At 68.2% G+C, this 25,550-nt stretch carries 22 protein-coding genes and 1 riboswitch; of the genes, 11 read left to right on the top strand and 11 right to left on the bottom strand.

Annotated elements, in window-relative coordinates; genetic code table 11:
- Positions 1–6 precede the first annotated feature (6 nt).
- From GBRO_RS15245 to GBRO_RS15235, 3 genes are read right to left on the bottom strand one after another with little or no spacing between them, the layout of a single operon-like run.
- Complete coding sequence (locus tag GBRO_RS15245) at positions 7–792, bottom strand: adenosylcobinamide-GDP ribazoletransferase (RefSeq protein WP_012834791.1); 786 nt, start codon at positions 790–792, stop codon at positions 7–9.
- Between the two features lie 5 nt (positions 793–797).
- The gene (gene cobT / locus GBRO_RS15240) at positions 798–2,570 is read right to left on the bottom strand and encodes a nicotinate-nucleotide--dimethylbenzimidazole phosphoribosyltransferase (protein ID WP_012834790.1); all 1,773 of its coding nucleotides are present in this window, start codon (positions 2,568–2,570) and stop codon (positions 798–800) included.
- Between the two features lie 3 nt (positions 2,571–2,573).
- Positions 2,574–3,260, bottom strand: a complete 687-nt coding sequence (locus tag GBRO_RS15235) for a DUF3043 domain-containing protein (RefSeq protein WP_012834789.1) — start codon at positions 3,258–3,260, stop codon at positions 2,574–2,576.
- A 78-nt stretch (positions 3,261–3,338) separates the two neighbouring features.
- Between GBRO_RS15235 and GBRO_RS15230 the strand changes: the two genes are divergently transcribed.
- From GBRO_RS15230 to GBRO_RS15220, 3 genes are all read left to right on the top strand, one after another.
- Positions 3,339–4,400 carry a glycerate kinase family protein gene (locus GBRO_RS15230; protein ID WP_041920573.1) on the top strand — a complete coding sequence of 354 codons (1,062 nt, stop codon included), beginning with the start codon at positions 3,339–3,341 and terminating at the stop codon, positions 4,398–4,400.
- 178 nt (positions 4,401–4,578) lie between these two features.
- On the top strand, positions 4,579–4,938 hold the full coding sequence (locus GBRO_RS15225; protein WP_012834787.1) for a HesB/IscA family protein: 360 nt from the start codon (positions 4,579–4,581) through the stop codon (positions 4,936–4,938).
- A 127-nt stretch (positions 4,939–5,065) separates the two neighbouring features.
- Positions 5,066–6,040 (top strand): carbohydrate kinase family protein, encoded by a 975-nt coding sequence (locus GBRO_RS15220; protein WP_012834786.1) that lies wholly within the window; start codon positions 5,066–5,068, stop codon positions 6,038–6,040.
- Between the two features lie 48 nt (positions 6,041–6,088).
- Here the strand turns inward: GBRO_RS15220 and asnB are convergent, their stop codons facing one another.
- Positions 6,089–8,029, bottom strand: coding sequence for an asparagine synthase (glutamine-hydrolyzing) (gene asnB, locus GBRO_RS15215; RefSeq protein ID WP_012834785.1), 1,941 nt, complete (start codon positions 8,027–8,029; stop codon positions 6,089–6,091).
- Positions 8,030–8,484: 455 nt separating this feature from the next.
- On the opposite strand from asnB, the gene ctaC reads away from it, so the two are divergent.
- Together ctaC and GBRO_RS15205 are read left to right on the top strand one after the other, a co-directional pair.
- Positions 8,485–9,513: an aa3-type cytochrome oxidase subunit II gene (gene ctaC / locus GBRO_RS15210; RefSeq protein ID WP_052298416.1), complete on the top strand. Its 1,029-nt coding sequence runs from the start codon at positions 8,485–8,487 to the stop codon at positions 9,511–9,513.
- The gene (locus tag GBRO_RS15205) at positions 9,510–9,926 is read left to right on the top strand and encodes a cytochrome c oxidase subunit 4 (protein ID WP_012834783.1); all 417 of its coding nucleotides are present in this window, start codon (positions 9,510–9,512) and stop codon (positions 9,924–9,926) included. Before ctaC ends, GBRO_RS15205 begins: the two co-directional genes overlap by 4 nt.
- A 69-nt stretch (positions 9,927–9,995) precedes the next feature.
- Here the strand turns inward: GBRO_RS15205 and GBRO_RS15200 are convergent, their stop codons facing one another.
- From GBRO_RS15200 to ctaE, 5 genes are all read right to left on the bottom strand, one after another.
- On the bottom strand, positions 9,996–11,501 hold the full coding sequence (locus GBRO_RS15200; protein ID WP_052298284.1) for a bifunctional phosphatase PAP2/diacylglycerol kinase family protein: 1,506 nt from the start codon (positions 11,499–11,501) through the stop codon (positions 9,996–9,998).
- Between the two features lie 179 nt (positions 11,502–11,680).
- Positions 11,681–13,300, bottom strand: coding sequence for a cytochrome bc1 complex cytochrome b subunit (qcrB, locus tag GBRO_RS15195; protein WP_012834781.1), 1,620 nt, complete (start codon positions 13,298–13,300; stop codon positions 11,681–11,683).
- Positions 13,297–14,445, bottom strand: a complete 1,149-nt coding sequence (gene qcrA, locus GBRO_RS15190; RefSeq protein ID WP_012834780.1) for a cytochrome bc1 complex Rieske iron-sulfur subunit — start codon at positions 14,443–14,445, stop codon at positions 13,297–13,299. The genes qcrB and qcrA overlap by 4 nt, the downstream gene beginning before the upstream one ends.
- On the bottom strand, positions 14,442–15,329 hold the full coding sequence (gene qcrC / locus GBRO_RS15185) for a cytochrome bc1 complex diheme cytochrome c subunit (protein ID WP_012834779.1): 888 nt from the start codon (positions 15,327–15,329) through the stop codon (positions 14,442–14,444). The genes qcrA and qcrC overlap by 4 nt, the downstream gene beginning before the upstream one ends.
- A gap of 96 nt (positions 15,330–15,425) precedes the next feature.
- Positions 15,426–16,043 carry an aa3-type cytochrome oxidase subunit III gene (gene ctaE, locus GBRO_RS15180; RefSeq protein ID WP_012834778.1) on the bottom strand — a complete coding sequence of 206 codons (618 nt, stop codon included), beginning with the start codon at positions 16,041–16,043 and terminating at the stop codon, positions 15,426–15,428.
- Between the two features lie 205 nt (positions 16,044–16,248).
- On the opposite strand from ctaE, the gene GBRO_RS15175 reads away from it, so the two are divergent.
- Both GBRO_RS15175 and trpD read left to right on the top strand, forming a co-directional pair.
- Entirely contained in the window at positions 16,249–16,758 is a 510-nt protein-coding gene (locus GBRO_RS15175; protein WP_012834777.1) for a hypothetical protein, read from the top strand.
- A 24-nt stretch (positions 16,759–16,782) separates the two neighbouring features.
- On the top strand, positions 16,783–17,871 hold the full coding sequence (trpD, locus tag GBRO_RS15170) for an anthranilate phosphoribosyltransferase (protein WP_012834776.1): 1,089 nt from the start codon (positions 16,783–16,785) through the stop codon (positions 17,869–17,871).
- A gap of 3 nt (positions 17,872–17,874) precedes the next feature.
- On the opposite strand, the gene GBRO_RS15165 is transcribed toward trpD, so the two are convergent.
- Both GBRO_RS15165 and GBRO_RS15160 read right to left on the bottom strand, forming a co-directional pair.
- On the bottom strand, positions 17,875–18,153 hold the full coding sequence (locus tag GBRO_RS15165) for an Lrp/AsnC family transcriptional regulator (RefSeq protein ID WP_012834775.1): 279 nt from the start codon (positions 18,151–18,153) through the stop codon (positions 17,875–17,877).
- Between the two features lie 147 nt (positions 18,154–18,300).
- On the bottom strand, positions 18,301–20,088 hold the full coding sequence (locus tag GBRO_RS15160) for a DEDD exonuclease domain-containing protein (RefSeq protein ID WP_012834774.1): 1,788 nt from the start codon (positions 20,086–20,088) through the stop codon (positions 18,301–18,303).
- A 593-nt stretch (positions 20,089–20,681) separates the two neighbouring features.
- Positions 20,682–20,893: riboswitch (cyclic di-AMP (ydaO/yuaA leader) on the top strand.
- 16 nt (positions 20,894–20,909) lie between these two features.
- On the opposite strand from GBRO_RS15160, the gene GBRO_RS15155 reads away from it, so the two are divergent.
- The 4 genes from GBRO_RS15155 (at position 20,910) to GBRO_RS15140 (ending at position 25,547) form a co-directional block, all read left to right on the top strand.
- The gene (locus GBRO_RS15155; protein WP_012834773.1) at positions 20,910–21,593 is read left to right on the top strand and encodes a C40 family peptidase; all 684 of its coding nucleotides are present in this window, start codon (positions 20,910–20,912) and stop codon (positions 21,591–21,593) included.
- A 294-nt stretch (positions 21,594–21,887) separates the two neighbouring features.
- Complete coding sequence (locus GBRO_RS15150; protein ID WP_083775604.1) at positions 21,888–22,970, top strand: C40 family peptidase; 1,083 nt, start codon at positions 21,888–21,890, stop codon at positions 22,968–22,970.
- Between the two features lie 46 nt (positions 22,971–23,016).
- Positions 23,017–24,405, top strand: a complete 1,389-nt coding sequence (locus tag GBRO_RS15145; protein ID WP_012834771.1) for a hypothetical protein — start codon at positions 23,017–23,019, stop codon at positions 24,403–24,405.
- Positions 24,406–24,422: 17 nt separating this feature from the next.
- Complete coding sequence (locus GBRO_RS15140) at positions 24,423–25,547, top strand: glycosyltransferase family 4 protein (RefSeq protein WP_012834770.1); 1,125 nt, start codon at positions 24,423–24,425, stop codon at positions 25,545–25,547.
- Positions 25,548–25,550: the final 3 nt, after the last annotated feature.

The following is a 25,550-nucleotide window of genomic DNA, read 5'->3' as shown; positions in this document are numbered from 1 at the left end:
GCCGGGTCAGGCCAGCAGCCCGACGACGGAGATCGCGGTTCCCAGCTCGATCGTCGCGCCCAGCACATCGCCGGTGATGCCGCCCATCCGCCGTGCGCAATGGGCGGTGAACAGCCAGACGACGACAGCCACGACGAGCACGACGAGCATCGCGGTGACCGCCGCTGGTAGGTCGAAAACGCCTGTGCTGACGTCGAATCCGCACACGGCGGCGGCGGCCAGGGCGAGCGCCGCCCAGACCACGAGCGCGTTCCGCTGGGTTCCCGCGACGAGCGCTCCGAAGCCGTCGGGATGGGCCGGGGCCAGCCCCCGGCGGGCGGCGACCAGCACGCCGACGCGTCCCAGGGCCACTGCGAAAGCTGCGTCATACCACCGTGATTGGTCGAACAGTGCGCCGAATCCAACGCCCTGGATGCCGAGCACCAGGACGAGGGTGGCCACGCCGAACGGTCCGACGGTCCCGCTGCGCATCACTTCGGTGACGCGGCTCGGCGGTCCGTAGCATCCCAGACCGTCGGCGGTGTCGGCCAGGCCGTCGAGATGCATACCGCGAGTCGTCAGCGCCAGCAGTGCGACCGCCAGCATACCGGCGAGGAGCGCGGGAATGCCGGTGTGCGCCAGGGCCATACCCAACAGTGCGACCAATGCGCCGAGGACCGCGCCGACGATGGGGACCGCGGCGATCACCGCCGCACCCAGCGTCCGGTCAGGGGTGGTGTCCTCGGCACCGACCGGGAACACGGTCAGCCAACCGAATGCCGTGCGTACCGCACGAATCGGCGAGACCCGCATGACTGTCAGGCGTTTTCGGTCGCCGAGGTGTCGGCCTGCTTGTCGCTGACGCCCGCCTCGCCGAAGGTGGCCATCGATCCGAGCAACTCGACCGCCGAGGTCACCACGGGCAGGGCCATCAGGGCGCCGCTGCCCTCGCCGAGTCTCATCGAGAGGTCGAGGACAGGCTCGAGGTCGAGATGCTCCAGGGCGAGCGCGTGCGCCGGTTCCACCGAGCGATGTCCGGCGAGCCACCAGCGCGACGCCCCGGGGGCAAGTTCGTTGGCGACGAGTGCGGCTGCGGCGATCACCACACCGTCGAGGATGACCGGCGTGCGTCGAACCGCGGCCTGGGCGAGGAAACCCGCCACCGCGGTGAGATCGGCGCCGCCGACCGCGGCCAGCAGGGCGAGTGGATCGTGGGTCACCGACCGTGCGCGGCGCATGCCGTCGCGGATCGCGGCGGTCTTGCGCATCCAGCCGGTGTCGTCGATGCCGGTGCCGCGGCCCACGATCTCCACCGGCTCGCGGCGGGTGATGGTGCCGATCAGCACGGTGGCCGGGGTGGTGTTGCCGATCCCCATCTCGCCCGCGATGAGCAGGTCGGCGCCCGAATCGACCAGATCGTCGACGATGGCGCGGCCGGCTGCCATGGCGCTGCGGGCCTCGGCGATGGTGATGGCGTCGGTGACGCGCAGATCTTCGCTGCCGCGTCGGACCTTGTAGCGCGACACCTCGGGTGCCGTGTCGGCGTCGACGGATATGTCGACGACGCGTACCGATGCGCCGGTGGATCGGGCCAGGACGTTCACGGCGGCGCCACCGGCTGCGATGTTGGCGACCATCTGCGCGGTCACCTCCGGCGGGAACGCCGACACCCCGGCCTTGGCCACGCCGTGATCGCCGGCGAAGACCACCACCGCGGGGTTGGTGATCGGCTCGGGCGGACAGCGATGCTGGCAGGCCGCGATCCACGCCGCTATCTCCTCGACCCGACCCAGCGAGCCGGGCGGTTTGGTGAGGTTCAGCTGCCGCTCGCGGGCCGCGCGTGCGGTGGCCTCGTCGGGCAGGTCCAGAACACCGAACACCTCGGCGTCGGTGGGATCGAGCGCCGCTGCCGTCGGCGTGACCCCGGCGTCGGATCGCGGCGATGCCGGTTGCGCTTCCGGTTCCTGCTGGGTGGCGGCGTCGGAGGTCGTGGCCCCGACGGCCCCGGTCTCGGTGGCGGGCAACGGAACCGGCACCGCGGCAGCCCGCCGGGTGGTGGGGCCGGGAAGTTCGAGGACCCGTCCCGCGACGACGAGCACGACGCGGTCGCAGACGGCCGCGATCGCTGTGTTGAGCGCGCCCAGCTGGTCCTGGAACGTCCGCCCGGCCGGGGTGGGGGCGACCACCGAGAGTCCGACCTCCGGGCTGATCAGCACCACGTCGGCGGACATCTCCGTCAGGGCCGCACAGACATCGTCGACCTCGGCGCTCAGATCGAGCGGCTTCGTCCAGCCGTCGGCGGCGTCGATGCGGGCCGCCAGCCAGTTGCCGAGGTCATCGACCAGCGCCGGGATGGCCGGTGCGGCACGGAGCGAATCGGCCAGGTCGGTGGTCTCGATCGTCGTATAGCGGGCATCGCGGCGGGTGCGGTGTCGTTCGACGCGGGCGACCCAGTGGGCGTCGCTGCTGGTCGTCGGTCCGGTCGCCAGATAGCGGACCTGGGTGTGTGCGGCCAGCAGCGACTCACCGTGCTCGGATTTTCCTGAACGCACCCCGCCCAGGACCAGAGTGCGCGTCCCCCGATCGGCCATCGATCAGACTTCGTCGCCCGGCGACACCTGCGGGCTCGGCGCGCGCATCTTGCGCATCTGCATGGCCCGGGTGAATGCGTACCAGCCGAGTTTGAACCCGCCATCACTCGAATCCGGGAACCGTTCGCGCACCTTGCGATTCACCAGCCGGCCGAGGATGACGGCATCGATGGCCATGAAGATCACGAAGACCAGCAGCACCGGGGTGGACAGGTAGGCGAGGTTGGGGATGAACATGACGACGATCAGCACGATCGCGAACGGCATGAACAGGCCCGCGAAGTTGCGCCGGGAATCGACGATGTCACGGGTGAACTTGCGGACCGGGCCCTTGTCTCGCGGCATCAGGTAGCGCTCGTCGCCGGCCATCATCCGCTCGCGCTGCTCGAGGCGTTGCTCGCGGCGCTCGGCGTTGCGCTGCTTGCGGTCCACCTTGGTCTCGGTGGCCTTGAGCTCCTTGCGGCGGGCGCGGGCCTCGGCGCGGGTCGTCGGCGGGGGCGCCACCGGTCCGCGGCGACGGGCCTGCTGCTCACGCCGTTTGGGAGTCGGTTTGCCCTTGCCGGGGGTGTACGAGCCGCCCTTCACCGAGCCGGCGGAATCGTCGGCGCCGGTCGTGTCGACGACCTCGCCGGTCGTCGCGTCGTCGCTGTCGTCACGGCCCCCGGTGTCCGACTTCCATGGCAGTTTCACACCTTCGAGCCTAGGCGATCCGCGCTGCCGACTTCCGGGGGCCTCCCTATACTTCCGCGCATGACGGCACCCGCTCACCTGCGTGTCTTGATCGCCCCCGATTCCTTCGGTGACACCCTCTCGGCGGTCGCCGCGACCGAGGCGATCGCCCGCGGCTGGTCGGCCGCCCGGCCCGACGACCACATCACCCGCGCGCCGCAATCCGACGGGGGGCCGGGCTTCGTGGACGTCCTCGCCTCGAGGTTCGGCACGGTGGTCACCGAGACGGTCGCCGGGCCACTCGGCGCGTCGGTGAGCGCGCGGTGGCTCCATGACACCGGCGGCGAGGTGCCGACGGCCTACATCGAATGTGCGCAGGCCTGTGGACTGCATCAGCTCGGCGGTGGTCCGACGCCGCGCACCGCGATGGCCGCCGACACCCGCGGCGTGGGGCAACTGGTGTCGGCGGCGCTCGCGCGCGGTGCCGGGCGCATCGTAGTCGGACTGGGTGGCAGCGCGACCACCGACGGCGGCAGCGGTCTGGTCGAAGCGCTGGGCGGGACCACCCAGGCCGCGGCGCGGTTGCGCGACATCGATCTCGTCGCGGCCTCCGACGTGGAGAACCCGCTGCTCGGCCCGCTCGGCGCGGCGGCCGTATTCGGGCCGCAGAAGGGCGCCGACGACGTGACCGTGGCGCGCCTGGAGGAACGGATGACCCAGTGGTCACGCGTGCTGTCGTCGATGGCGGGTCGCGACATCAGTGGGGACGCCGGCGCCGGGGCGGCCGGTGGTCTCGGTGCGGCGCTCCTCGCGCTCGGCGCCCGGCGCGTGTCCGGTGCGACGCTGGTGGCCGAGGCCACCGACCTGGCCACCGACGTCGCCGCCGCCGACCTGGTGATCACCGGGGAAGGCAAGTTCGACGCCCAGACACTCCGCGGCAAGGTGGTGTCCGCGCTGCACGGCGCGGCGGCTGCCGCAGGTGCACGCACGGTGGTCCTCGCCGGACAGGTGACACTGCCCGCCGGCGAGATCGCGGCAGCCGGTATCGCATCGGCGCATGCCGTCGTCGACATCGCCGGTTCTGTGGAGGTCGCCATGAACGACGCCGCCGTTCAGCTCGCCCGGCTGGCCGAGTCGGTGGCCGGGCAGTGGGCGGCCTGAGTGCATCGCCTCTGATACACCGCTCGCGATACGCGGGAATAGACGGCGAAGGAGTACCGTTGAGGGCACACGTACCACTGGTTCGCCATCCCGGTATGCCTCTGGATCGCGGTTCCGGCCGGCCGGCCGCGCGCACGGGGGATGTCATCCGGGAAACCAACCACCGAGGGAGCAATCCATGACCGTGCAGAACGAATCCGGCGCCGCGACGAGCACCGGCGTCATCCTGACCGACGCCGCCGCGTCCAAGGCCAAGGCGCTGCTCGACCAGGAGGGCCGCGACGACCTGTCGCTGCGGATCGCGGTGCAGCCGGGCGGCTGTGCGGGTCTGCGCTACCAGCTCTTCTTCGACGACCGTTCGCTCGACGGCGACGTCATCTCGGACTTCGGGGGCGTGAGCCTCGCGGTGGACCGGATGAGTGCACCGTATGTGCAGGGCGCGACCATCGACTTCGTCGACACCATCGAGAAGCAGGGTTTCACCATCGACAACCCGAACGCGACCGGCAGCTGCGCCTGCGGCGACTCGTTCAACTGATCTCGACCACTACCGACCGCACCTCGTGATCGACGGGGTGCGGTCGGTTGTGTGTTGGTGTGGGTAGCCTGACGGACGTTCCTCATTTGCTGTTCACCCGTCCCACATCTGAAGGGCTGAGAACCACGTGGCAACCGTCGTCTGCGGGTCCATCGCGACCGACCACCTGATGAAGTTTCCGGGCAAGTTCTCCGAGCAGTTGCTCGGCGATCACCTCGAACACATCTCGTTGAGCTTCCTCGTCGAGGATCTCGTCGTCCGCCGGGGCGGTGTCGGAGGCAACATCGGTTATGCCATGGGTCAGCTCGGTGGCAATCCGGTCCTCGTCGGTTCCGTCGGGCCCGACTTCGACGACTACCGGCAGTGGCTGGAATCGAACGGCGTCGACTGCCGCGGTGTGCGGGTGTCCGACATTCACCAGACCGCCCGATTCATGTGCACCACCGACGAGACGATGGCGCAGCTGGCCACCTTCTACGCCGGTGCCATGAGCGAGTCACGCGAGATCTCCCTGGCCGACGTGATCAGCGAAACCGGAACTCCCGAGCTGGTTCTCGTCGGTGCCGACGACCCCGAGGCCATGCTCCGGCACACCCGCGAATGCCGGACCGCCGGGGTTCCGTTCGCAGCCGACCCCTCGCAGCAACTCGCGCGTCTCGACGGGGAGCAGGTGCGCGAGCTGATCGACGGCGCGGCCTACCTGTTCACCAACGAGTACGAGTGGGGGCTGCTCCGCCAGAAGGCCGGGTTGTCGGAGGCGCAGGTCGCCGAGATGGTGGGCGTGCGTGTGACGACCCTCGGCAAAGACGGCGCCGAGATCATCGACTCCGACGGCACCCGAATCCACGTCGAGGTCGTCCCCGAGACCGCCAAGGTGGACCCGACCGGTGTCGGCGACGGATTCCGTGCCGGATTCCTCACCGCGCTCGGCAAGGGGCTCGGCTTCGAGCGCGCCGCGCAGGTGGGTTCGATGGTCGCGGTGCTCGTGCTCGAGGCGGAATCGACCCAGGACTGGACCTGGGAGTCCGAGACCGCCTTCGGCCGGATCGCCGGTGCCTACGGTGAGCAGGCGGCGTCGGAGATCCGCGCGGTCCTGAGCTGATCGAGCCGCGTCCCACCTCGGTGGCTGAGTGGACGTCGACGCGGGCCGCTACAGGCGGACCGGGTAGGTGTGGTCGGTGATCTGGGGGACGATCGTCTTCTCGACGAAGATGCCGTGCCACACCATGAACATGAGCAGCGTCCACAGCCGGCGGCTGTTGTCGACGGTGCCGGCGCGGTGCTCGTCGAGCATGGCCACCACCGCCTCCTTCACCAGGATGTGATCGGTCTGGGAGTGCTCGATGATCTCGTGGGCCCAGTCGTACATCTCGGTCTCGGCCAGCCAGAGGCGGATCGGTACGGGGAAGCCGAGCTTCTTGCGGTGCAGCACATGGGCCGGGACGATCTGTTCGAGCGCCTTGCGCAATGCGTACTTCGTCGTGCCGTGCGCGATCTTCTCGTCGTAGGGGAGACGTTCGGCGATCGCGAACACCTCCGGGTCCAGGAACGGGACACGCAGTTCCAGCGAGTTGGCCATGGTGATCTTGTCGGCCTTGACCAGGATGTCGCCGCGTAGCCAGGTGAACAGATCCACGTGCTGCATGCGCGCCACCGGATCCCAGCCCTCACTCATCGCGTAGATCGGTGCGGTGACGTCGGTGTGGGTCCACTCCGGCCGATAGTCGCGTAGCACGGCTCGCAGTCGCGCGTCGTCGAAGCTGCGCGCGTTGCCGTAGTAGCGCTCCTCGAGGGTCAGCGACCCGCGGTGGAGCAGACTCTTGCCGCGCGTTCCCTCGGGGATGCGGTCCGACGCCCGGCCGGCGGCGCGGCGCAGAAAGCCCGGCAGCCGGTCGAAGCCCTTGAGCGACAACGGTTCTTTGTAGATCGTGTAACCGCCGAACAACTCGTCGGCGCCCTCACCGGACAACACGACCTTGACGTGTTTACGGGCCTCGCGGGCCACGAAGTACAGCGGGACCAGCGCGGGGTCGGCTACGGGGTCGTCGAGGTACCAGACGATCTGCGGGATGGCGTCGATGAACTCGCGTTCGCTGACCACCTTGACGACGTGGCGCGCGCCGATGGCCTCGGCCGATTCGACGGCGACGTCGATCTCGGAATATCCGTCACGTTCGAAGCCGGTGGTGAAGGTGATCAGGTCGGGGTTGTGGCGGATGGCGAGCGCGGCGATCGCCGTCGAGTCGATTCCGCCGGACAGGAAGGAGCCGACGGTGACGTCGGCGCGCATGTGCTTGGCGACCGAGTCCGCGAGCACCTCGGCGATCTCGTCGTACCGCGACTGCCGGGTGGCGTCGGTGAACGGGTGCACGCCGAACCGGGGGGTGAAATACCGTCGGATATCGGGTGCCTGCCCGGGCCTCAGGGTGGCGTGGGAACCGGACTCGAGCCGGCGGATCGAGGCATGCAGCGTCTCCGGCTCGGGAACGTACTGCAGGACGGTGTAGTGCTCGATGGCCCGGGGATCGAGGGCCCAGGGATCGAGGGCACCGTCGAGAACCACCCGGCCGATCAATTCCAGCAGGCTCTTCTTCTCACTGCCGAACAACGTTCCGCCCGGCCCGGTCGCCAGGAACAGCGGTTTGATACCGAAGGGATCGCGCGCGAGGAACAGACTGCGCTCGACGGTGTCCCAGATCGCGAAGGCGAACATGCCGCGCAGGCGACGCACCGCGTCGGGCCCCCAGTAGTGGAAGGCCGCGACGATCGCCTCACCGTCGCCCTCGGTGGCGAAAACGGCTTCCTCGTCGCGCGCGAGCTCGGCCCGGATCTCCACGTAGTTGTAGATCTCACCGTTGAAGACCAGGGCATACCGGTCGGGTGCCTCGGGCGGGCCCCAGCGCAGCGGCTGGTGGGAGTGTTCGATGTCGATGATGGACAGCCGGTTGAATCCGAAGACGAGATCGTCGTCGTGCCAGGTGCCCGGTTCGTCGGGCCCACGGTGGCGCATGCAGTGCGAGGCCGATGAGACGGCGTCGACGGCATGGGCCGCCGAACCGTCGGATGTCAGCAGGCCGAGCAGTCCGCACACGTGAGCGCCTCATTTCCTCGTCGGGGTCCGGTGCCGGTCGATGCGACGAGCGCGTCGCCGACCGCGTCCGATTATGCCTGACGTCGGCGCCGTACCTCGAAGGTGACCATCGGTGGTGACGCGTTGCCGATGCCGCCTGAGCGTGCGATGAACTGCGGTTGAGCACGGCCTGAGACCACCAGATGTCGCAACGTGCGCCCCAATCACGAAAGCTTCGTCGTGTTGGTCTACGCTGCGTAGTACTAGGTGCAAGAATTGCCGTGGGACTCCCGCGCAGGACTTGTGCTGTGCAGGTCATGTGGCATGCACCCGGTGGCGTGAGCGCGCACCCGGGCGAGCAGGAAGGCGTGAAATTGGCACACGGTGGACGACCCCGATCGCGGCAGGTCTCTTCCACGTCACGGGCGGTCAAGCGGGTCGGCGTCGTTGCCGGTCTGGCGCTCGCCGCCCTGGTGATGACCGGCTGCGACGCGCGCGATGCGATGCGTTTCGGCTGGCCCGAAGGCATCACGCCGGAGGCCAAGCAGATGGGCGACCTGTGGACCTGGTCGGTCATCGCGGCGCTCATCATGGGCATCCTGGTGTGGGCGCTGATCTTCTGGACCATCAGCTTCCATCGCGCCAACGACGAGAAGAAGGGCGTGTTCCCGCGGCAGACGGCCTACAACGTGCCGCTCGAGCTGACCTACACCGCCATCCCGTTCATCATCATCGCGGTCCTCTTCTACTTCACCGTCATCGTGCAGAACGACGTGGAGAGCAAGAACAACGACTCCAAGGTCGTCGTGGATGTGACTGCCTTCCAGTGGAACTGGAAGTTCGGCTACCGCAGCGTGATCTTCGACGACGGCACTCCCCGTTACGAGGGCGCTCAGCCCGGCGTGGGTGAGGGCAACCCGTTCGCCGGTCCGCAGGAACGCGAGATGCATCACGGCGAGGAACTGCCGTTCCCGGCCGGCGGTCGTGACGACGACATCCGCACCTACCTGCGGTTCGACAAGATCGAGACCATCGGCAGCTCCAGCGAGATCCCGATCCTGGTTCTGCCGACCGGCAAGCGCATCGAGTTCAACCTCGCCGCCGCCGACGTCATCCACTCCTTCTGGGTGCCGGAGTTCTTGTTCAAGCGCGACGTGCTGCCCTTCCCGGAGCAGAACCACACCGACAACGTCTTCCAGATCTCCTCGATCGACCGGGAGGGCGCCTTCGTCGGACGATGTGCGGAAATGTGCGGCACATACCACTCGATGATGAACTTCGAGGTGCGTGCGGTCTCGCCGCAGGCCTTCGACGCCTACATCAAGTTCCGCGATCGCAACCCGCAGGCAACCAACGCCCAAGCGCTCGAAGCGATCTGCCAGGAGCCCAAGTCGGTGACGACCGTGCCGTTCGACACGCGACGCAAGTCCGACGGCAGCATCGGAGCCACCGGTGACCCGAACAACACCCGTCTCGCCAGCTGCTCGCCAGGAGGCCCCCAGTGAAAGTCGAAGCCCGGCTCTTCGAGCTGCTCACCGTGTTCTTCGCCCTCGCGGGCGTCGCCTACACGCTATTCACCACCTTCACCAGCAAGGGCACCGAGTGGGTCGGTGTGGTCGGCATGTTCTTCAGCGCCGGCCTGACGCTGATCGCCGGCACCTACTTTCGCTTTGTGGCCCGTCGCGTCGAGATCCGTCCGGAGGACTTCGAGGACGCCGAGATCGAGGACGGCGCAGGCGAACTGGGCTTCTTCAGCCCGCACTCGTGGTGGCCGATCCTGGTAGCCGGCGGCGCGGCACTGTTCGCGGTGGCGTTCGCGACCGGCAACTTCTGGCTGGCGATCTTCGCGGCAGCGGTCATCATGGGTACCGCTGCGGGAATGGTCTTCGAATACCACGTGGGACCCGAGAAACACTGACCCGCTCTCTCCGCACGACTACGGCCGCACCGATCTCGGTGCGGCCGTAGTCGTTTCAGCAGCTGGGGGTCAGCGACGACGCGGCGAGTAGACGGCGAGCTCGCGGTAGCCGACGCGGAAATGCGCATCGGTGTAGGCGTCTCCCACCTCACCGTCGTGGGCGATGGTGATCGGTGCGTCGACGGCGGAGAACCGGAACTCCGGGACCTGCATCTCGTGGTACAGGCGCGAACCCTCAAGCCGTCCGACGGCAAGGGCTCCGAGGACTCTGGCCGTCGCCCAGCGGTGATTGGTCTCCAGGATGCGGACGTCGAGGAGACCGTCGTCGATGCGCATGCGACGGGAGGGCAGGAAGCCGGTGGGGTGATACATCGAGTTGCCGATGAGGAACAGAGCCGTCTCGACCTCCTTGCCGTCCACGTCGATGCGGACATGCGGGGCACGACGCACCACTCGCAAGACCGCATAGGCGGTCGCCAGCGGCCGGGAGATCCGGCGTTGCAGGCGGGTACGGGTCCGGACGAACTGCGGGTAGGCGCCGATACTCGCGGTGTTGAGGATGAGGTGTTCGTCGTTGAGCCACACCGTGTCCACGCGGGTGACGTGCCCGGCGCGGATCGCGCCGATGGTGGCAGCGGTGGTGTCGCAGCCGATGTCGCGGGCGAAGTGGTTGAAGGTGCCGGCCGGGAACACCGCGAGGGGCAGATCGGCCGAGCGGGCGACTGCGGCCGCTGTCGCGACGGTCCCGTCACCACCGGCGACACCGAGTACCTCGGCGTCGGCCGCCGCATCACGCAAGACCTGCTCGACGTCGGAGTTCTCATCGAGTTCGACGATCTCGGCCGCCGGCAGATCGCGGCGTATGCGGTCAAGCACGCGCGTGCCCTGACCGTCACCCGAGTCTGGATTGACCACCACCACAACACCATCACCGTCTGGCCGGGCCTGGGTGTGTACTCGTGAGGGTGGGGCCATGGAGATCCGCGGCCGGGTGATCGGTGTGATCACTCGGGTGCCCAGCGTGGCGATCCCGGCACCGATGCCCAGTCCCGCCATCACGTCGCCGGGGTAGTGGGCCCCCGTCGCGACCCGCGAGATACCGACCAGACCGGCCAGCGCGGCCAGGCCCAGACCGACCGGTGGGTTCTCCACCGCCACACCGACGGCAAAAGCAGCCGCACTCGCTGAGTGCCCCGATGGCAGCGAGTTGGAGGTGGGCTGGGCCAACCCACGGCGGGGGAGGGGAATCGGGTCGACGCCTGGGCGGGAACGTCGCCGAATCCGCTTGGCGCCCTGATTGGTCACGACGCTGGTGACCGCCAGCGAGGCGATGCCACGGGCCGCGCCCCGCTGCAACGACGGTTTACCCGACAGCGCAAGCCCGGCCGCGATGGCCATCCACAACTTCGAATGATCTGCTGCGCGAGACAATTTGGGCATCGTGGCATCCAGCAGTGGGCTGGGGGAGCGTGCGATGGAATCGTAGATTTCGGCGTCGAGGGTGCCGAGTCCGCGGGTGATCTGGCGCAAGCCCGTAGCTCGGCGGGCGGTATCGGCAACGAAGCGTCGTCTCATGGCCTCCACGTTGTCATATCGGCGCAAAGGTGCGCGGTAGGTCGCGCGCGACACTGAGTCGATCGGTCCTATCGTGGGGAGCCGTCACCGCATTCCTCAACCCTCGGACACCGACGTCAAAACGCCCACCGGAGGAGTTCTCTCCGGTGGGCGTTCTGACGTTGTCGAGCGGGTCGGGGTCACTCCAAGGGATTGCCGCCCTTGGCCTGCAGCTCGCGTAGAGCCTTGAGCTCGGCCATCTCGTTCTCGTGGTCGGCCTCGACGTTGCGGCGTTGCTGCTCGGGCGGGTCGGCGGTGAGGATCGATCCGGTGCCGGGTGCGCCGGAGGAGCCGAGTTTGTTCATCCGCTTGGGCAGAGCCGCACCTTCGTAGGGCAGTGGGATCGGGTGGCCGTGCGAGTCGACCGGGCCCAGCGGTTGGTGGACCTCGATGTACTCGCCCTGCGGCAGGCGCTTGATCAGGCCGGTCTCGATACCGTGCGCCAGGACCTGACGGTCGCTGCGTTGCAGGGCCAGGGCCCAGCGGTAGGCGACGAAGTAGGCCAGCGGTGGCACCACGATCAGGCCGATGCGGCCCATCCAGGTGGTCGCGTTGAGCGAGACGTGGAACTTGTAGGCGATCACGTCGTTCATGCACGACAGCGTGAGGATGATGTAGAACGAGAGCGCCATCGCCCCGATGCCGGTACGCACCGGCACATCCCGAGGACGCTGCAACAGGTTGTGATGGGCGTCGTCGCCGGTCAAGCGCTTCTCGATCCACGGGTAGGCGAACATCCCCGCGAACATGATCGTGATCACCACGACCACCCAGAAGATGGCCGGGATCGTGTATCTACCGAGATACAACTCCCACGCAGGCATCAGACGGGCGAGACCGTCGGTCCACATCATGTAGATGTCGGGCTGGGAGCCGGCCGAGACGTGGGCCGGGTTGTAGGGTCCGAGCACCCACACCGGGTTGATCTGGAAGACACCCGCCATCAGGGCCAGCACGCCGGTGGTCATCGCGAACATCGCGCCGCCCTTGGCGGCGAAGACCGGCATGATGCGCACGCCGACCACGTTGCGCTCGGTGCGGCCGGGGCCGGGGAACTGGGTGTGCTTCTGGTACCAGACGAGCGCGAGGTGGGCGCCGATGAGCGCCAGGATGATGCCCGGGAACAGCAGGATGTGCAGCACGTACATGCGCGGGATGATGATCTCGCCGGGGAAGTCCCCACCGAAGAGCGCCCAGTGAATCCACGTACCCACCAGCGGAATACCGAGCACGATGCCGCTCATCGCGGCGCGGACGCCGGTGCCGGAGAGGAGGTCGTCGGGCAGTGAGTAGCCGAAGAAGCCCTCGAACATCGCCAGGATCAGCAGGAAGCAGCCGATGATCCAGTTGGCCTCACGCGGACGCCGGAACGCACCGGTGAAGAAGATGCGCATCATGTGGATGATGATCGACGCGGCGAACAGCAGCGCGGCCCAGTGGTGGATCTGGCGGACGAACAGACCGCCGCGCACCTCGAAGGAGATGTTGAGGGTGGTCTCGTAGGCCTTGGTCATCATCACACCGTTGAGCGGCTGATAGGCGCCGTCGTAGATGACCTCGCTCATCGACGGATCGAAGAACAGAGTCAGGTACACGCCGGAGATCAGCAGGATGATGAAGCTGTAGAGCGCAACCTCACCCAGCATGAACGACCAGTGCGACGGGAAGACCTTGTTGATCTGGCGACGCATACCGGCGGCGAGGTGATACCGCGAATCCACCTCTTGCGCCTGCGTCCCGAGACGGTCGGCGATGGTCATGATCTACGCTCCCAGAATGCTGGTCCGACGGGCTCGATGAAGTCGCCTGCGGCGACCAGGTATCCCTCATTGTTCACCGTGATCGGCAGCTGGGCCAGTGCACGCGCAGCCGGACCGAACACCGGTTTCGCGTACTGGAGGGCATCGAACTGCGACTGATGGCACGGACAGAGGATGCGATTGGTGCGCTGCTCGTACAGCGAGGTCGGGCAGCCGAGGTGGCTGCAGACCTTGGTGTAGGCGAAGTAGTCGCCGTAATTGAAGCTCTCCTGGCCACGACGCTTGACCGCGTTCTTGGCGTCCTCGGGACGCAGGCGGATCAGCATGACGGGGTTGCGCACCTGACGCAGCCCCTCGAGCAGCTTGTGCCGGGAGTGCTCATCGGCGCCGTAGCCGTCGGACACCCGCCACGGGAACACGGTTTCCATCGCGCCCGCATCGAGGTCTTCCGGACGGACGAGCGCGACGCGCCACGGGTCACCCGTGTCCCGACGCAGGTAGACGGTCTCCTTGGGCTGCCCCGGCAGGGTCGACCAGCCGGAATGCCACAGGGGTGAGTTGTCACCCTCGGCCCACGGGTTCTTGATGAGGCCGCCGACGAAGGCGATCAGACCGGTGAACGCGAACGCTCCCAGACCGAAGACGGCCGACCCGATGAGCATCTTGCGACGACCCAGCGTCGACGTTGTGCCCGAGTCCACGAGCTCGGCGACGATGGTCTTCTTGTCGAGCTCCGACGAACCACCGTCGTGACGATCCTGCACCGCGATCTCGGCCGGCAGGAACTTCTTGGTGATGAGCACCAGAGCGATACCGATGGAGAGGACCGAGAGCCCGAAGGTGATGCCCAGCAGGGGAGTGTTCAGCGTGTAACGCCAGTAGTCGGCACTCCCGGGGAGGGCGAACTCCCAGTGGTTCCAGATGAAGATGATGAAGCACGCGATGGCCGAGATGCCCGAGACGGTGAACCAGATGGCCACCTGGCGTTCTGCGCGCTTCTCGACCTTGGAACCGGGCTCGGGATAGCGCTCGGAACGGTGGATGATCTCCACCCCGTCGAGGTTGGTACCCAGTTTGACGAGCTCGTCGTTGCTCATCTGCTCGAGTTCGTCCTGCGTGGGGACGTCCTTGTCTGCGCCACTCATGTCCGAGATCCCATCCACATGGCGGAGGCCACGACCGCGACGACTCCGACAAACCACATGACCATGCCCTCACTGACCGGGCCGAAGCCGCCGATACCGAGTCCGCCCTGCGGCTTGGATTCGGTGGCGTACTTGATGAACCCGATGATGTCCTTCTTCTCATCGCTGGTGAGCTGGCGGTTCGAGAACTTGGGCATGTTCTGCGGACCGGTCAGCATCGCGGTGTAGATCTGCTTCTCCGTCACGCCGTCGAGCGTCGGGGCGAACTTGCCGCCCGAGAGAGCACCGCCACGTCCGGTGAAGTTGTGGCATGAGGCGCAGTTGAGGCGGAACAGTTCGCTACCGCGTCCGAGGTTCTGACCGCGCAGGGCCTCGCCGTCGGCGTCGGGGGCCACCGGGCCGCCACCTTCGGACTGGATGTAAGCGCCGAGCTGGTCGATCTGCGCGGTGGTGAACTTCGGCGGCTTGCGCAGTGCCTGTGCCTCACCACGGGCGGCCGGCATACGACCGGTCGACACCTGGAAGTACACGGCGGCGTCGCCGACGCCGAGCAGCGACGGACCACGATCGGCCACACCCTGCAGGTTGGCGCCGTGACACGTGATGCACGACGTTTCGTAGAGCTTCTTCCCGTCCTTGATGAGGGCGGCGTCGTCGGCGTTGGCGACCGCGACCTGAGCGTCGGGGGTCAGCACCGAGGCGATGACCCCGGCCATCATGAGACCGGCGAGCAGCAGCAACGCGCCACTCGCCCGACGGCGCAACTTGCGACGGGACTTGGCCTTGCGGCCGGCAGCGGCGGCCGACTCCCGAGACGGTGCGGGTCCGGCAACCGCGGGGGTACCGGCGTCGCCATCCGACGATCGCGGTGGAGATGAACTCATCTGTGACTCTCTACTAAGCGGACGGACTGTCGTTGTCGTGCTCTGCGGGGAGCTGCCCCGCGGGGCTGTTGGTTCAGGTGGCGGTGTGGACCGGCGTCATCGGACGAAGTAGATCGTGACGAACAGACCGATCCAGACGATGTCGACGAAGTGCCAGTAATAGGAGACGACGATCGCGGCCGTCGCCTGTGCCGGCGTGAACTTCGACAACTTGGTACGGATCAGGAGGAAGACGAAGGCCACCAGACCGCCGATGACATGCAGGCCGTGGAAGCCGGTCGCCATGTAGAAGACGGAGCCGTAGGCGCTCGACGAGAGGGTCGTGCCCTCGTGCACCAGGTGGTAGTACTCGTAGCCCTGACCGGCGACGAAGAACGCCCCCATCAGGAAGGTGAGTACATACCAGCGGCGCAGGCCGAAGACGTCGCCGCGCTCCGCGGCGAAGACGCCCATCTGGCAGGTCACCGACGAGAGAATGAGCACAGTGGTCACCGGGATCGCGAGTGCCAGATTGAGCTCGGTGGGTTTCGCGGGCCAGCCGATGTCGGCGGGAGAGTTCGCGCGCGCCACGAAGTACATCGCGAACAGGCCGGCGAAGAACATGAGCTCACTGGACAACCACACGATGGTGCCGACGCTGACCATGTTGGGCCGGTTCAGCGAGTGCACGCGCGAGGTGATGGCTGTTCCTGAGGTTCCTACAGCGCTTGTCACAAGTGAAGTATGACGGTTCGTAGTAAGCGGTGGCCACTTGGGTCGGAAATTGGCCCCAACATTTTCTTTCCGTGCAGGTCGCGGGCATGATCGGGGCGTCTCAGCGTGTCCCCTGACGGCTTCGGTGAGAGCACGGGCGGGTGGCGTGCGCGTGGTTTGCTGAAGGGGTTGTGACGACAGGCCGCGAGCGAGGACTGGAGGACACATGGACGACGGTGACAGCGGGGGCCGCCGCGACCTGAACGGTCGTCGCGTTGCGGCCGGCCGGTGGGCACGGCTACGCGCGCGCCTCGGCGGCGAGCATGCCGGGATGCCGTTGTCCGTCGACGACCCCGACCTGACGGTGGTCGCCGCGTCGGACGACGACGCCATCGCGAGTTCGACGGCACTCTCGGCGTCGTCGTGGCAGCCCGAGGAGGAGGTGGTGCTGCGGCACGTTCTGCGGCTGCCGGCTCACCGTCTCGACGAGGCCGTCGCGCTCGCCGCCCTCGACGGCTACCGCGTCGTCGACGCCGGGCGGTGGGGAGCGCTGTCGGCCGAGGTGCCGTCATCGGCGGGACTCGCCGTGCTCGTGGTGGCCCGCGTGCAACTTCTCGACGCAATGCATCTGTCCCAGGAACGTTCCCGAATGGCCAGTCTCGGTTCCCGGCACGGTGGGACCGCTCTGGGCTGGCAGGTGCTGCAGCGACCTGCGGCCGATGACCGATCGGGCTGAGGGAACACCGTAAGCTCTGGGTCTGTGAGCAGCGCCCAGACATCGCCCGCACAACCCACGTACACCTGGCCGCAGATCCTCGGCAAGGTCACCGACCGACAGGACCTGACGGCCGAGGAGGCCGCCTGGGCGATGAACGAGATCATGACCGACGGTGCCACCGGCGCGCAGATCGCGGCCTTCGGTGTCGGGGTCAAGATGAAGGGCGTCGCGCCGTCGGAACTGATCGGTCTGGCCGCGGCCATGCTCTCGCACGCGACGCTCGTGGACGTATCCCGCCCGGCGGTCGACGTGGTCGGGACCGGAGGTGACCGGTCGCACACCGTCAACATCTCCACCATGACCTCCATCGTCATCGCCGCTGCCGGTGTGCCGGTCGTGAAACACGGCAACCGCGCCGCGTCGTCGAAGAGCGGGGGCGCCGACGTCCTGGAGGCGCTGGGTGTGGCGATCACCCTGGATGCCGCGGGTGTCGCGCGGTGTGTCGACGAATTGGGCATCGGATTCTGCTTCGCCCCGGTCTTTCACCCGGCGTTCCGCTTCACCGGCCCGCCGCGCAAGCAGATCGGGATCCCGACCGTGTTCAACGTGCTGGGCCCGCTCACCAACCCTGCCCGGCCGGCCCGCGGGCTGATCGGCTGTGCCTTCGACGATCTCGCGCCGGTCCTGGCGCAGGCCTTCGCCGACCGCGACGCCGGCGCACTCATCGTCCGCGGTGACGACGGACTCGACGAACTGACCACCACCACCACGTCGACGGTGTGGCAGGTGATCGGCGGCCGGGTCACCCGGCTGTCCCTCGACCCGGCGGACCTGGGCATCGAGCGGGTGGAACTGTCGGCTCTGCAGGGCGGTGACGCGGTCGCCAACGCGGCGATCGCCCGTGACTTGCTCGCCGGGGCGACGGGCGCGGTGCGCGACGCGGTACTGCTGAACGCGGCCGGCGCGATCGTCGCCTTCGAACAGGAGACCCCGATGACCTCGTCGGAACTCACCGAGGCATTCCGGGCCGCACGGCAACGCGCGGCCGACGCCATCGACTCGGGCGCTGCGCGCGCGCTGCTGGAGCGCTGGGCGAGTCTGAGTACCGACCTGGCCGGCGCTCGCTCCTGACGACTACTCCTCGCCGATGGAGAACCCGCCCTCCACATCCGAGCGGGAGTAGCTGCGGAAAGCGATGTGGGTCGCGCTGTGGCGCACACCGGGAAGCCGGTTGATCCGGCCGGTGACGACTTCGGCGATCTGCTCGTGATCCCGCACCCGGATCTTCGCGATCAGGTCGACGTCCCCTGCGCACGAGTAGACCTCGGCGACACCCGGGATGTCCGCGACCGCCTGCGCGGTCTCCGGGATCTGATGGATGTCGGCCTGGATGAGCACGATGGCGGTGATCATGGCCCTCAGCGTAGTGGGTGTGCGTCGGCGGGTGCGGACATGTTCGGCGTGCGGGGTTTCGACCCGCGACGGGCTCGCCCGTCGCGGCTTGACCGGCTGTGGGGGGCGGGCGCAACCGGCAGTGGATGTGTGCTGGGAACGAGCTGATCAGCTCGCGCGTAGGTGTGTAGCCGGGACGTGTCGGGCGGAGTCCCGGGCGCGATGGGCGGTCGCCGACCAGGACTGCCACCGCTGAGCGGATCGGGCGGGCAGGGCAAGGGCCTCGGTGCAGGCGACGATTCGCGCATCCGGTTCGGTGATCCACCGGAAGAGCAGGGCAGCCTCCTCGGCGGCGGCACCGAGGAGCGGGCCGTCACCGGCGATCACCGTCTCGGCCGACGCGACGAGCGCATCGACGACGGGCATCGGGGCCACGCCGCGCCGGGCGACCCCCGCACCGGCCAGTCGGCCGTGACGGATCACCGCGAACTCCCAGCCGCGGGCACCGTCGGGCCGGGCGACGATCAGTTGGGCCACGGCGCACAGCGCGGCCAGCCGCTGGCATCGCGCGAGGGCATCTATGGTGAGCGCCAGCCGATCTCGGTGGCGCGCGGCGGTCTCGAACATCTGGGCCGCGGAGGCGGCGACGACGCGGTCGGCCAGGGCGGTCAGTAGCGCGTCGTCGGCGCCGGACATCAGGGCCGCCGCGGCGGTCACCCGGGGCAGATAGTCGGTCAGCGTTTGCGGTCGCCGTGACGAGGCATGGCAGAGTCCGACGGTTGCTGCGCCCGGCTCGGGTAGGCGGCACCAGTGGTAACCGTCAGCGCCCGCCCGGCCGGTGCACGTTCGCAGACCGGCGGCCGCGGAGATGACGTCGGCGATGGTGGCTGCCGTGGTCCGGTTGCCGACGGGACCGATGGTGTCGGCGCTCGGGGACCGGCTGACCTTCAGCCGCGGAAAGCGTTCGGCGGTCAGGACCACCCACCAGCCCCGGTGCGGCTGCTTGGACTTGCGGTTGTAGGCGGGTGCGTGTGCGCCGAGCAGGCGCAGCTCGCGCACGGCCGCCTCGAGCCCGTGGCTGCACTCGACGTGATCGACCCGATGGGCGAGCCGGACCATCTCGCCGATCCGCCGGCGCGGGTCGCTCCCGGTGAAGTAGGAGCGCACCCGGCGCCGCAGATCGACGGCCGTGCCGACATAGAGGACCTCATCGGACGGTCCGCGAAACAGGTAGACGCCGGGTCGTGCCGGGATCTTGTCGGCGAGATGGCGTTTGGCGCGCAACTGCGGATCGGTTCGCGGCAGGTACTCGGTGAGGTCGCGGATACTGTGCACGCCCTGGTTGCCGACACGTTCGAGCAGATGGTGGAACACCTCGACGGTGGCGCGCGCGTCGTCGAGCGCCCGGTGGGTCGGCCGCACCGACACGTCGAACAGGTCGGCCAGCGCCGACAGTCGCACGGTGGGTGCCTCCTCGCGGTGCAAGATGCGCCGGGCCATGGTGACGGTGCACAGGCTCAGCGGGAACGGGAAGTCCAGATGCAGCCGCTGCGCGTTGCGGCGCAGGAACCCCATGTCGAAACGAGCGTTGTGGGCCACCAGGATCGATCCGCGGGCGAACTCGATGAAGGCCGGCAGGACCTCCTCGATACGGGGGGCAGCGCTGACCATGGCGTGGGTGATGCCGGTGAGAGTGACGATCTGCGGCGGGATCGATCGTTCCGGATCGACCAGGGTGGCAAACTCGCCGAGCACCTCTCCGCCACGGATCTTCACCGCACCGATCTCGGTGATGCGATCGCCGGCCGGATCCGACCCGGTGGTCTCGAGGTCGACCACGACCAGTGTCGTGTCGAACAGGGCGCGATCGCCGAAGCCGCCACCCGCGGCATCGTCGTCGAGATCGGCGAAGGTGAGTTGCCCGGCGTCACCGGCCTCCCGATACGTTTTCCGCACGCGACGAACACTAGTTCGACGCTATGACAACGGCCGGTAGTGACACGAGGGACCGGTGGGCCGGATGGGACTGCGGTGGTTTTGTCGGTGGGTGCCCCTAGTCTCCACCTCAGAGTGAGAGCGGCGTCGACGTCGTGATCACCAGGCGAAATCCGACCGACGACATCCCGTGCGGGAGAAGTGAGATGGAGATCACAGATGTATGTCGACTGCGCTAGCTGCCCGGGCCGTCCCGTCGCGTGTGGCGACTGTGCGATGACGGTGCTGTTGGGTACTCCGAGCTGGGACGATGGGGGTCAAAGGGGTCCGTCGGGGATGGGCCTGAGGTCCCTTGCGCCGGATGCGGAACTCGATGCGGCCATCGATGTGTTCGTCTCGGCTGCAATGGCCTCCAGTACGGCTGCACGATCTGCAAGATCAGGGAAAACGGCAGTTCACAGGGCTGATTCGGACCGCGGTCCGCACATCCTGAGGGCTGGTTAGCAAAGCGAACCAGTTCGGCTGTGCGTGGCCTGGTAGACAGACCCGCATCCGATTTCGTAACCTTTCCGAGACCTTTGCGGAGCGTCCCGCTTCACCAAGAAGTGGTCTGCAAGCGGTCACCGCTCAATCGCCCTCGCGGGCGAACCGGGGAACCACCATCTTCGGGCTGGTTCGATGTTTCATCGGACGAGTTCGAATCGGGGTGAATCGCGTATCGAGTCGGGTGTGTTCGGCAATGGACACGTCACGATGACACGCGCGTAGGGCCATTCTTCCGGCCCGAACCCGACAGCTAACTCGGTAGGCGGTAGAGGGAGAACTGAAGGAGAACTCGCTTCGTGGCCAAACATCGTTTGGAACAGCCCACTCGCGGAGGCAAGGTCGCCAAGAGGGCCGTGATCGCCGGATCGATCACACTCGGTTCGCTCGCCGCAGCCGCCGGCCCCGCGCTCGCCGCGCCGATCACCGTGCCCGGTGTCGGCACCTTCGAGGTGCCGGGTGTCGGGCAACAGGATCACAAGGCCCCGGTCAAGAAGGCACAGCCGGTCAAGAAGAAGAACCAGGGCGCTGCCGTCGAGATCCCGAATCTCGGCACGTTCACGGTTCCCGGCATCAACCCGGACCAGATCCCCCAGCAGCTGCGCCCCCACGGTGGCGCTCCGTTCGGTCAGCCGCAGCAGACCACCGGTGAGAAGGCTGTCCGCGCCGCCGAGAGCAAGATCGGCTCGCCGTACTCCTACGGCTCGGCCGGGCCCAACGCCTTCGACTGCTCGGGCCTCATCTACTGGTCCTACAAGCAGGCCGGCAAGACCATCCCGCGTGACAGCTACGGCCAGCTCGGCGGCGGTCGTGCGGTGGCCTACCAGGATGCCAAGCCCGGCGACGTCCTCATCTTCAACGGTGGCGGTCACGCAGGCATCTATGTCGGCAACGGCATGTTCATCCACTCCTCGACCTATGGCCAGCCGGTGAAGAAGGCCGCGGTCAAGGAATGGTCGTTGGTCGGCGTGCGGCGCTACTGAGCGACGATGCCGGCAACACGATGACTTGGGATCCGGGCGGGTCACGCACACACGCGTGATCCGCCCGATCCTCATTCCGGCGGCGGGTTCGCCCGCACCGGACAGCGGATCGCCCGGGTATGGCCCAAACCGGTCATCCCGACGGCCCGACAGATCTAGGCTGGGACGCCAGGTGAGGGAGTGCACGGCAGTGGGGGATTCTTCGCACACGATGAGGCAGGACCGCCGATGAGGCGGCGCCGGTCGGGTGGGATGACGCCGGGCTCCGGGCGGCCAGCAGGCTTCAGAGGAGACATGAACAACGTGGACAACCGACCGGGAGGGGAGCGACGCGTGCCGGCGTCGCGTTCGATACCCGCGATTCTGGCGGCCGGTGCGCTGGCGATTCTGCTCGCTGTCCAGCTGGGCGTCGGCGGAACCGGTGAGGCGCAAGCGATCCCGGCACGGACCGCCGACCAGTTGCTGACCCGCTACAAGCAACTCGGCATCGACGCGGAGAAGACCGCGGAGTCGATGCACAACGCGCAGATCGAATACGACAAGCAACGCCGCATCGTGGCGACCTCGCGGCGCGCCGCCGCCGACGCCCGGCGCTCGCTGGATGCGACGCGGGCGCAGCTCGACCTCTACCAGGGCCGGGTGGACAAGATCGTGCGCGCCAGCTATCGGGGCGCCCGGGTCACCGGCCTGTATGCCGTCCTGGTCAGCGATTCGCCGCAGTCACTGCTGGATCAGATGTCGGGCCTGGACATGATCCAGCGGCAGGCCGCCAAGGACCTCACCGACCTCAAGGCCGCGCGCAAGCGCATCGCGTCGGCGAAGGCCACCGCCGAGACCGCCGCGGCCACGGCGTCGCAGGCCGTGTCCACGGCCGAGCGGGTCCGCGGTGATCTGCAGACCAAACAGGCCAACCTCCAGTTGCAGGGGATTCAGATCCGGGCCGTCTACCGGTCCATGACCGGGCGGCAGCTCGCCGAGCTGCAGGGTCCCAAGTTCACCTTCGATCCGCGGCTGGTCCCGCGCGGCACCTCCATCGCGCTGGTCGCGGTGCAGGCCGCCCTGAGCCGCATCGGTGATCCCTACGTGTGGGGTGCCACCGGACCGTCGTCCTTCGATTGTTCCGGTCTCATGGTCTGGGCGTACAAGCAGGCCGGGAAGACGCTGCCACGCTCGAGCGAGGCCCAGATGGCGTCCGGACGGGCCGTCGACCGCAATGATCTGCAGCCCGGTGATCTGATCATCTACTACCCCGATGCCCATCACGTCGGCATGTACGTCGGCGACGGATACGTGATCCACGCGTCCACCTTCGGCGTCCCGGTCAAGGTCGTCCCGATCGACGAGGCCGGTCCGTACAACGCGGCCCGTCGCTACTGATCGCAGCCACCACGTGCGGCGATGGACCCCGGACGCGACGCCGCGTGTGGTGCGTGTCCTGATCGCGATATCGATCACCGGCGCGGTCCTCGCGTCGGCAGCATGCGGTTCCGGTGGCGATCCGTCGGCGTCATCGTCGAGCGCAGCCGACCAGGGTTCGACGACCACGACCGTTTCCACCGCGCCCAATCTGTACGAGGAACAGCGTGCGGCCGCGGTCACCGTCGTCCTCGACGATCTCGGCGCGGCACTGTTGCGCGGTGATCGGACCGCGGTGGCCGGTCTGCTCGATGCCAGTGCGCCGACGGCTTTTCGCGATCGGCTGATGGTGGCCGCGGACAACTTCGGCGCGCGTGCGGCCGATAGCCGCGGGCGCGGTTCGGGGCTGCGGCCCGCGACGTTCCGGTTTGCGCTGGCCCCCACCGAGGAGGCCGAGGCGCTGGTGGCCCCGGCCGTGCAGGCGAAGCTCGACGCCCAGGGCAGTTCGGATTCCTGGGTGGCCCCGGTGGAACTGCATCACGCGCTCGGTGGTGCGGCGCTACCCGGTCTCGCCGAACCCGAGATCGTCACCTCCGCGCAGCTCGTCCTCGCCCGCTACGGCGATGGATGGAAGATCGTCGGTGACGCCACCATGTCGGGCGGGCCGGAACCCCAGATCCAGCTGTGGGGATTGCCGGGCCTGGCAGCGCTCGATGTGCCGACGGCCGGCGGCGTGTCGGTGATCGCGTCCTACCCGGGGACCGCGGCCACCGTGGGACATCTGCCGAGGCTGCTGCCGGGTGCCGTGGCGGTCGTCACCGCGTTCTGGGGGAGCGACTGGCCGCAGCGGGCGGCGGTGGTGACCACCGGTCGGCCGGCCGAGTTCGAGGCGCTGGCGTCCGGCGCCACCGGGCCGGGTGCGGCCGCGGCGACCGTCTTCGACCGCATCGACACCCGCAACCGGACGGCCGTCGGAGTACGGGTCGTCCTCACCCCACAGGCACGCGCGTTGCCGGAGCCCGCGCTCGGCGTGGTGCTGCGACACGAACTGACCCACGTCGCCGCGCGCACATCCACCGCGGTCGGGGCCCCGATGTGGATCACCGAAGGCGTACCCGAGTATGTCGGACGCAAGGGCACCTACCGTCGATTCGCCGACGCCGCACCACAACTCGCGGACCGCATCATCGAGGACGGCCCGCCCGGTCGCCTGCCCGAGGACGCCGAGTTCGCGGTCGCCGGGCCCGATTCACAACTGGCCTACCAGTCGGCCTGGTCATTCGCGGCCTTCGTCGCGCAGAAGTGGGACGAGCCGCGCCTGCGACAGCTCTATCTCGGCGTGGCCGGCACCGCCGACACCGCACGGCAGAACGACGCGATCCGAGCGACTCTGGGCATCGGGCGCGACGCGCTGGTCACCGAGTGGCGGCGCTGGCTGGTCGATCAGGTCCGATAAGATGCGCCGGACCCATCATGCGTAGAACACTGCTGATCACCAATGACTTTCCGCCCCGGCCCGGCGGCATCCAGTCGTACCTGCAGAACCTGGTGGATCTGCTGCCGCCGGAAGACATCGTCGTCTACGCACCGCGGTGGCGCCGCCGCAGTCACATCGAGTTCGACGCAGCCGTGCCCTATCGCGTGTACCGGCATCCGACGACGCTGATGCTGCCGACCCCGTTCGTCGCGCGCCGTGCCGCGCAGATCATCCGGACCGAGAACATCGAGACCGTGTGGTTCGGGGCCGCGGCGCCGCTGGCGGTGCTGGCTCCCGCGGTGCGCCGGGCCGGGGCCGGGCGCGTCATCGCGAGCACCCACGGTCACGAGGTGGGCTGGTCGATGTTGCCGGTGGCACGTCAGGTGTTGGGGTACATCGGCCGGCACGTCGACGTCGTCACCTTCGTCAGCCGCTACACCCGCGGCCGGTTCGCGTCGGCCTTCGGCGCGCAAGCGGCCCTGGAGTATCTGCCGCCCGGGGTGGACGTGACGCGGTTCGCCCCCGACGCCGCGCTGCGTGCCGACACCCGCCGCCGTCTGGGACTGGCGCAGCGGCCGACCATTCTGTGTCTGTCGCGGCTGGTACCGCGCAAGGGGCAGGACATGCTGATCCGTGCGCTCCCGCTGATCCGGCGGGAGGTGCCCGACGCGGCGCTGGTCATCGTCGGCGGCGGGCCCTACGCCGACACGCTGCACCGGATCGCCGGCGAGACCGGCATGACCGATCATGTCTTCTTCACCGGAACCGTTGCCGCACAAGAACTCCCGGCCTACCATAACATCGCCGACGTCTTCGCCATGCCGGCCCGCACCCGCGGTGGCGGGCTGGATGTGGAGGGGCTGGGCATCGTCTACCTCGAGGCATCGGCCACCGGGGTGCCGGTGGTGGCCGGGCAGTCCGGCGGCGCGCCGGAGACGGTGATCGAGTCGGTCACCGGCACCGTGGTGGACGGGACGGACGTCGATGCCGTCGCGCTGGCGATCTTGTCCATCATCCGCGACCCCGCGGCCGCGGCCGAGATGGGCAGGCGGGGAAGGGAATTCGTCGTCGACAACTGGCAGTGGCAGCACATCGCCGCGCGTCTGCGCCAGCTGCTGTGAGCG

Source organism: Gordonia bronchialis DSM 43247, assembly GCF_000024785.1.
GTDB classification, from domain to species: Bacteria; Actinomycetota; Actinomycetes; order Mycobacteriales; family Mycobacteriaceae; genus Gordonia; species Gordonia bronchialis.
Note: the sequence above shows the minus strand (reverse complement) of the source record. Positions and strands in the feature narration are given on the sequence as shown.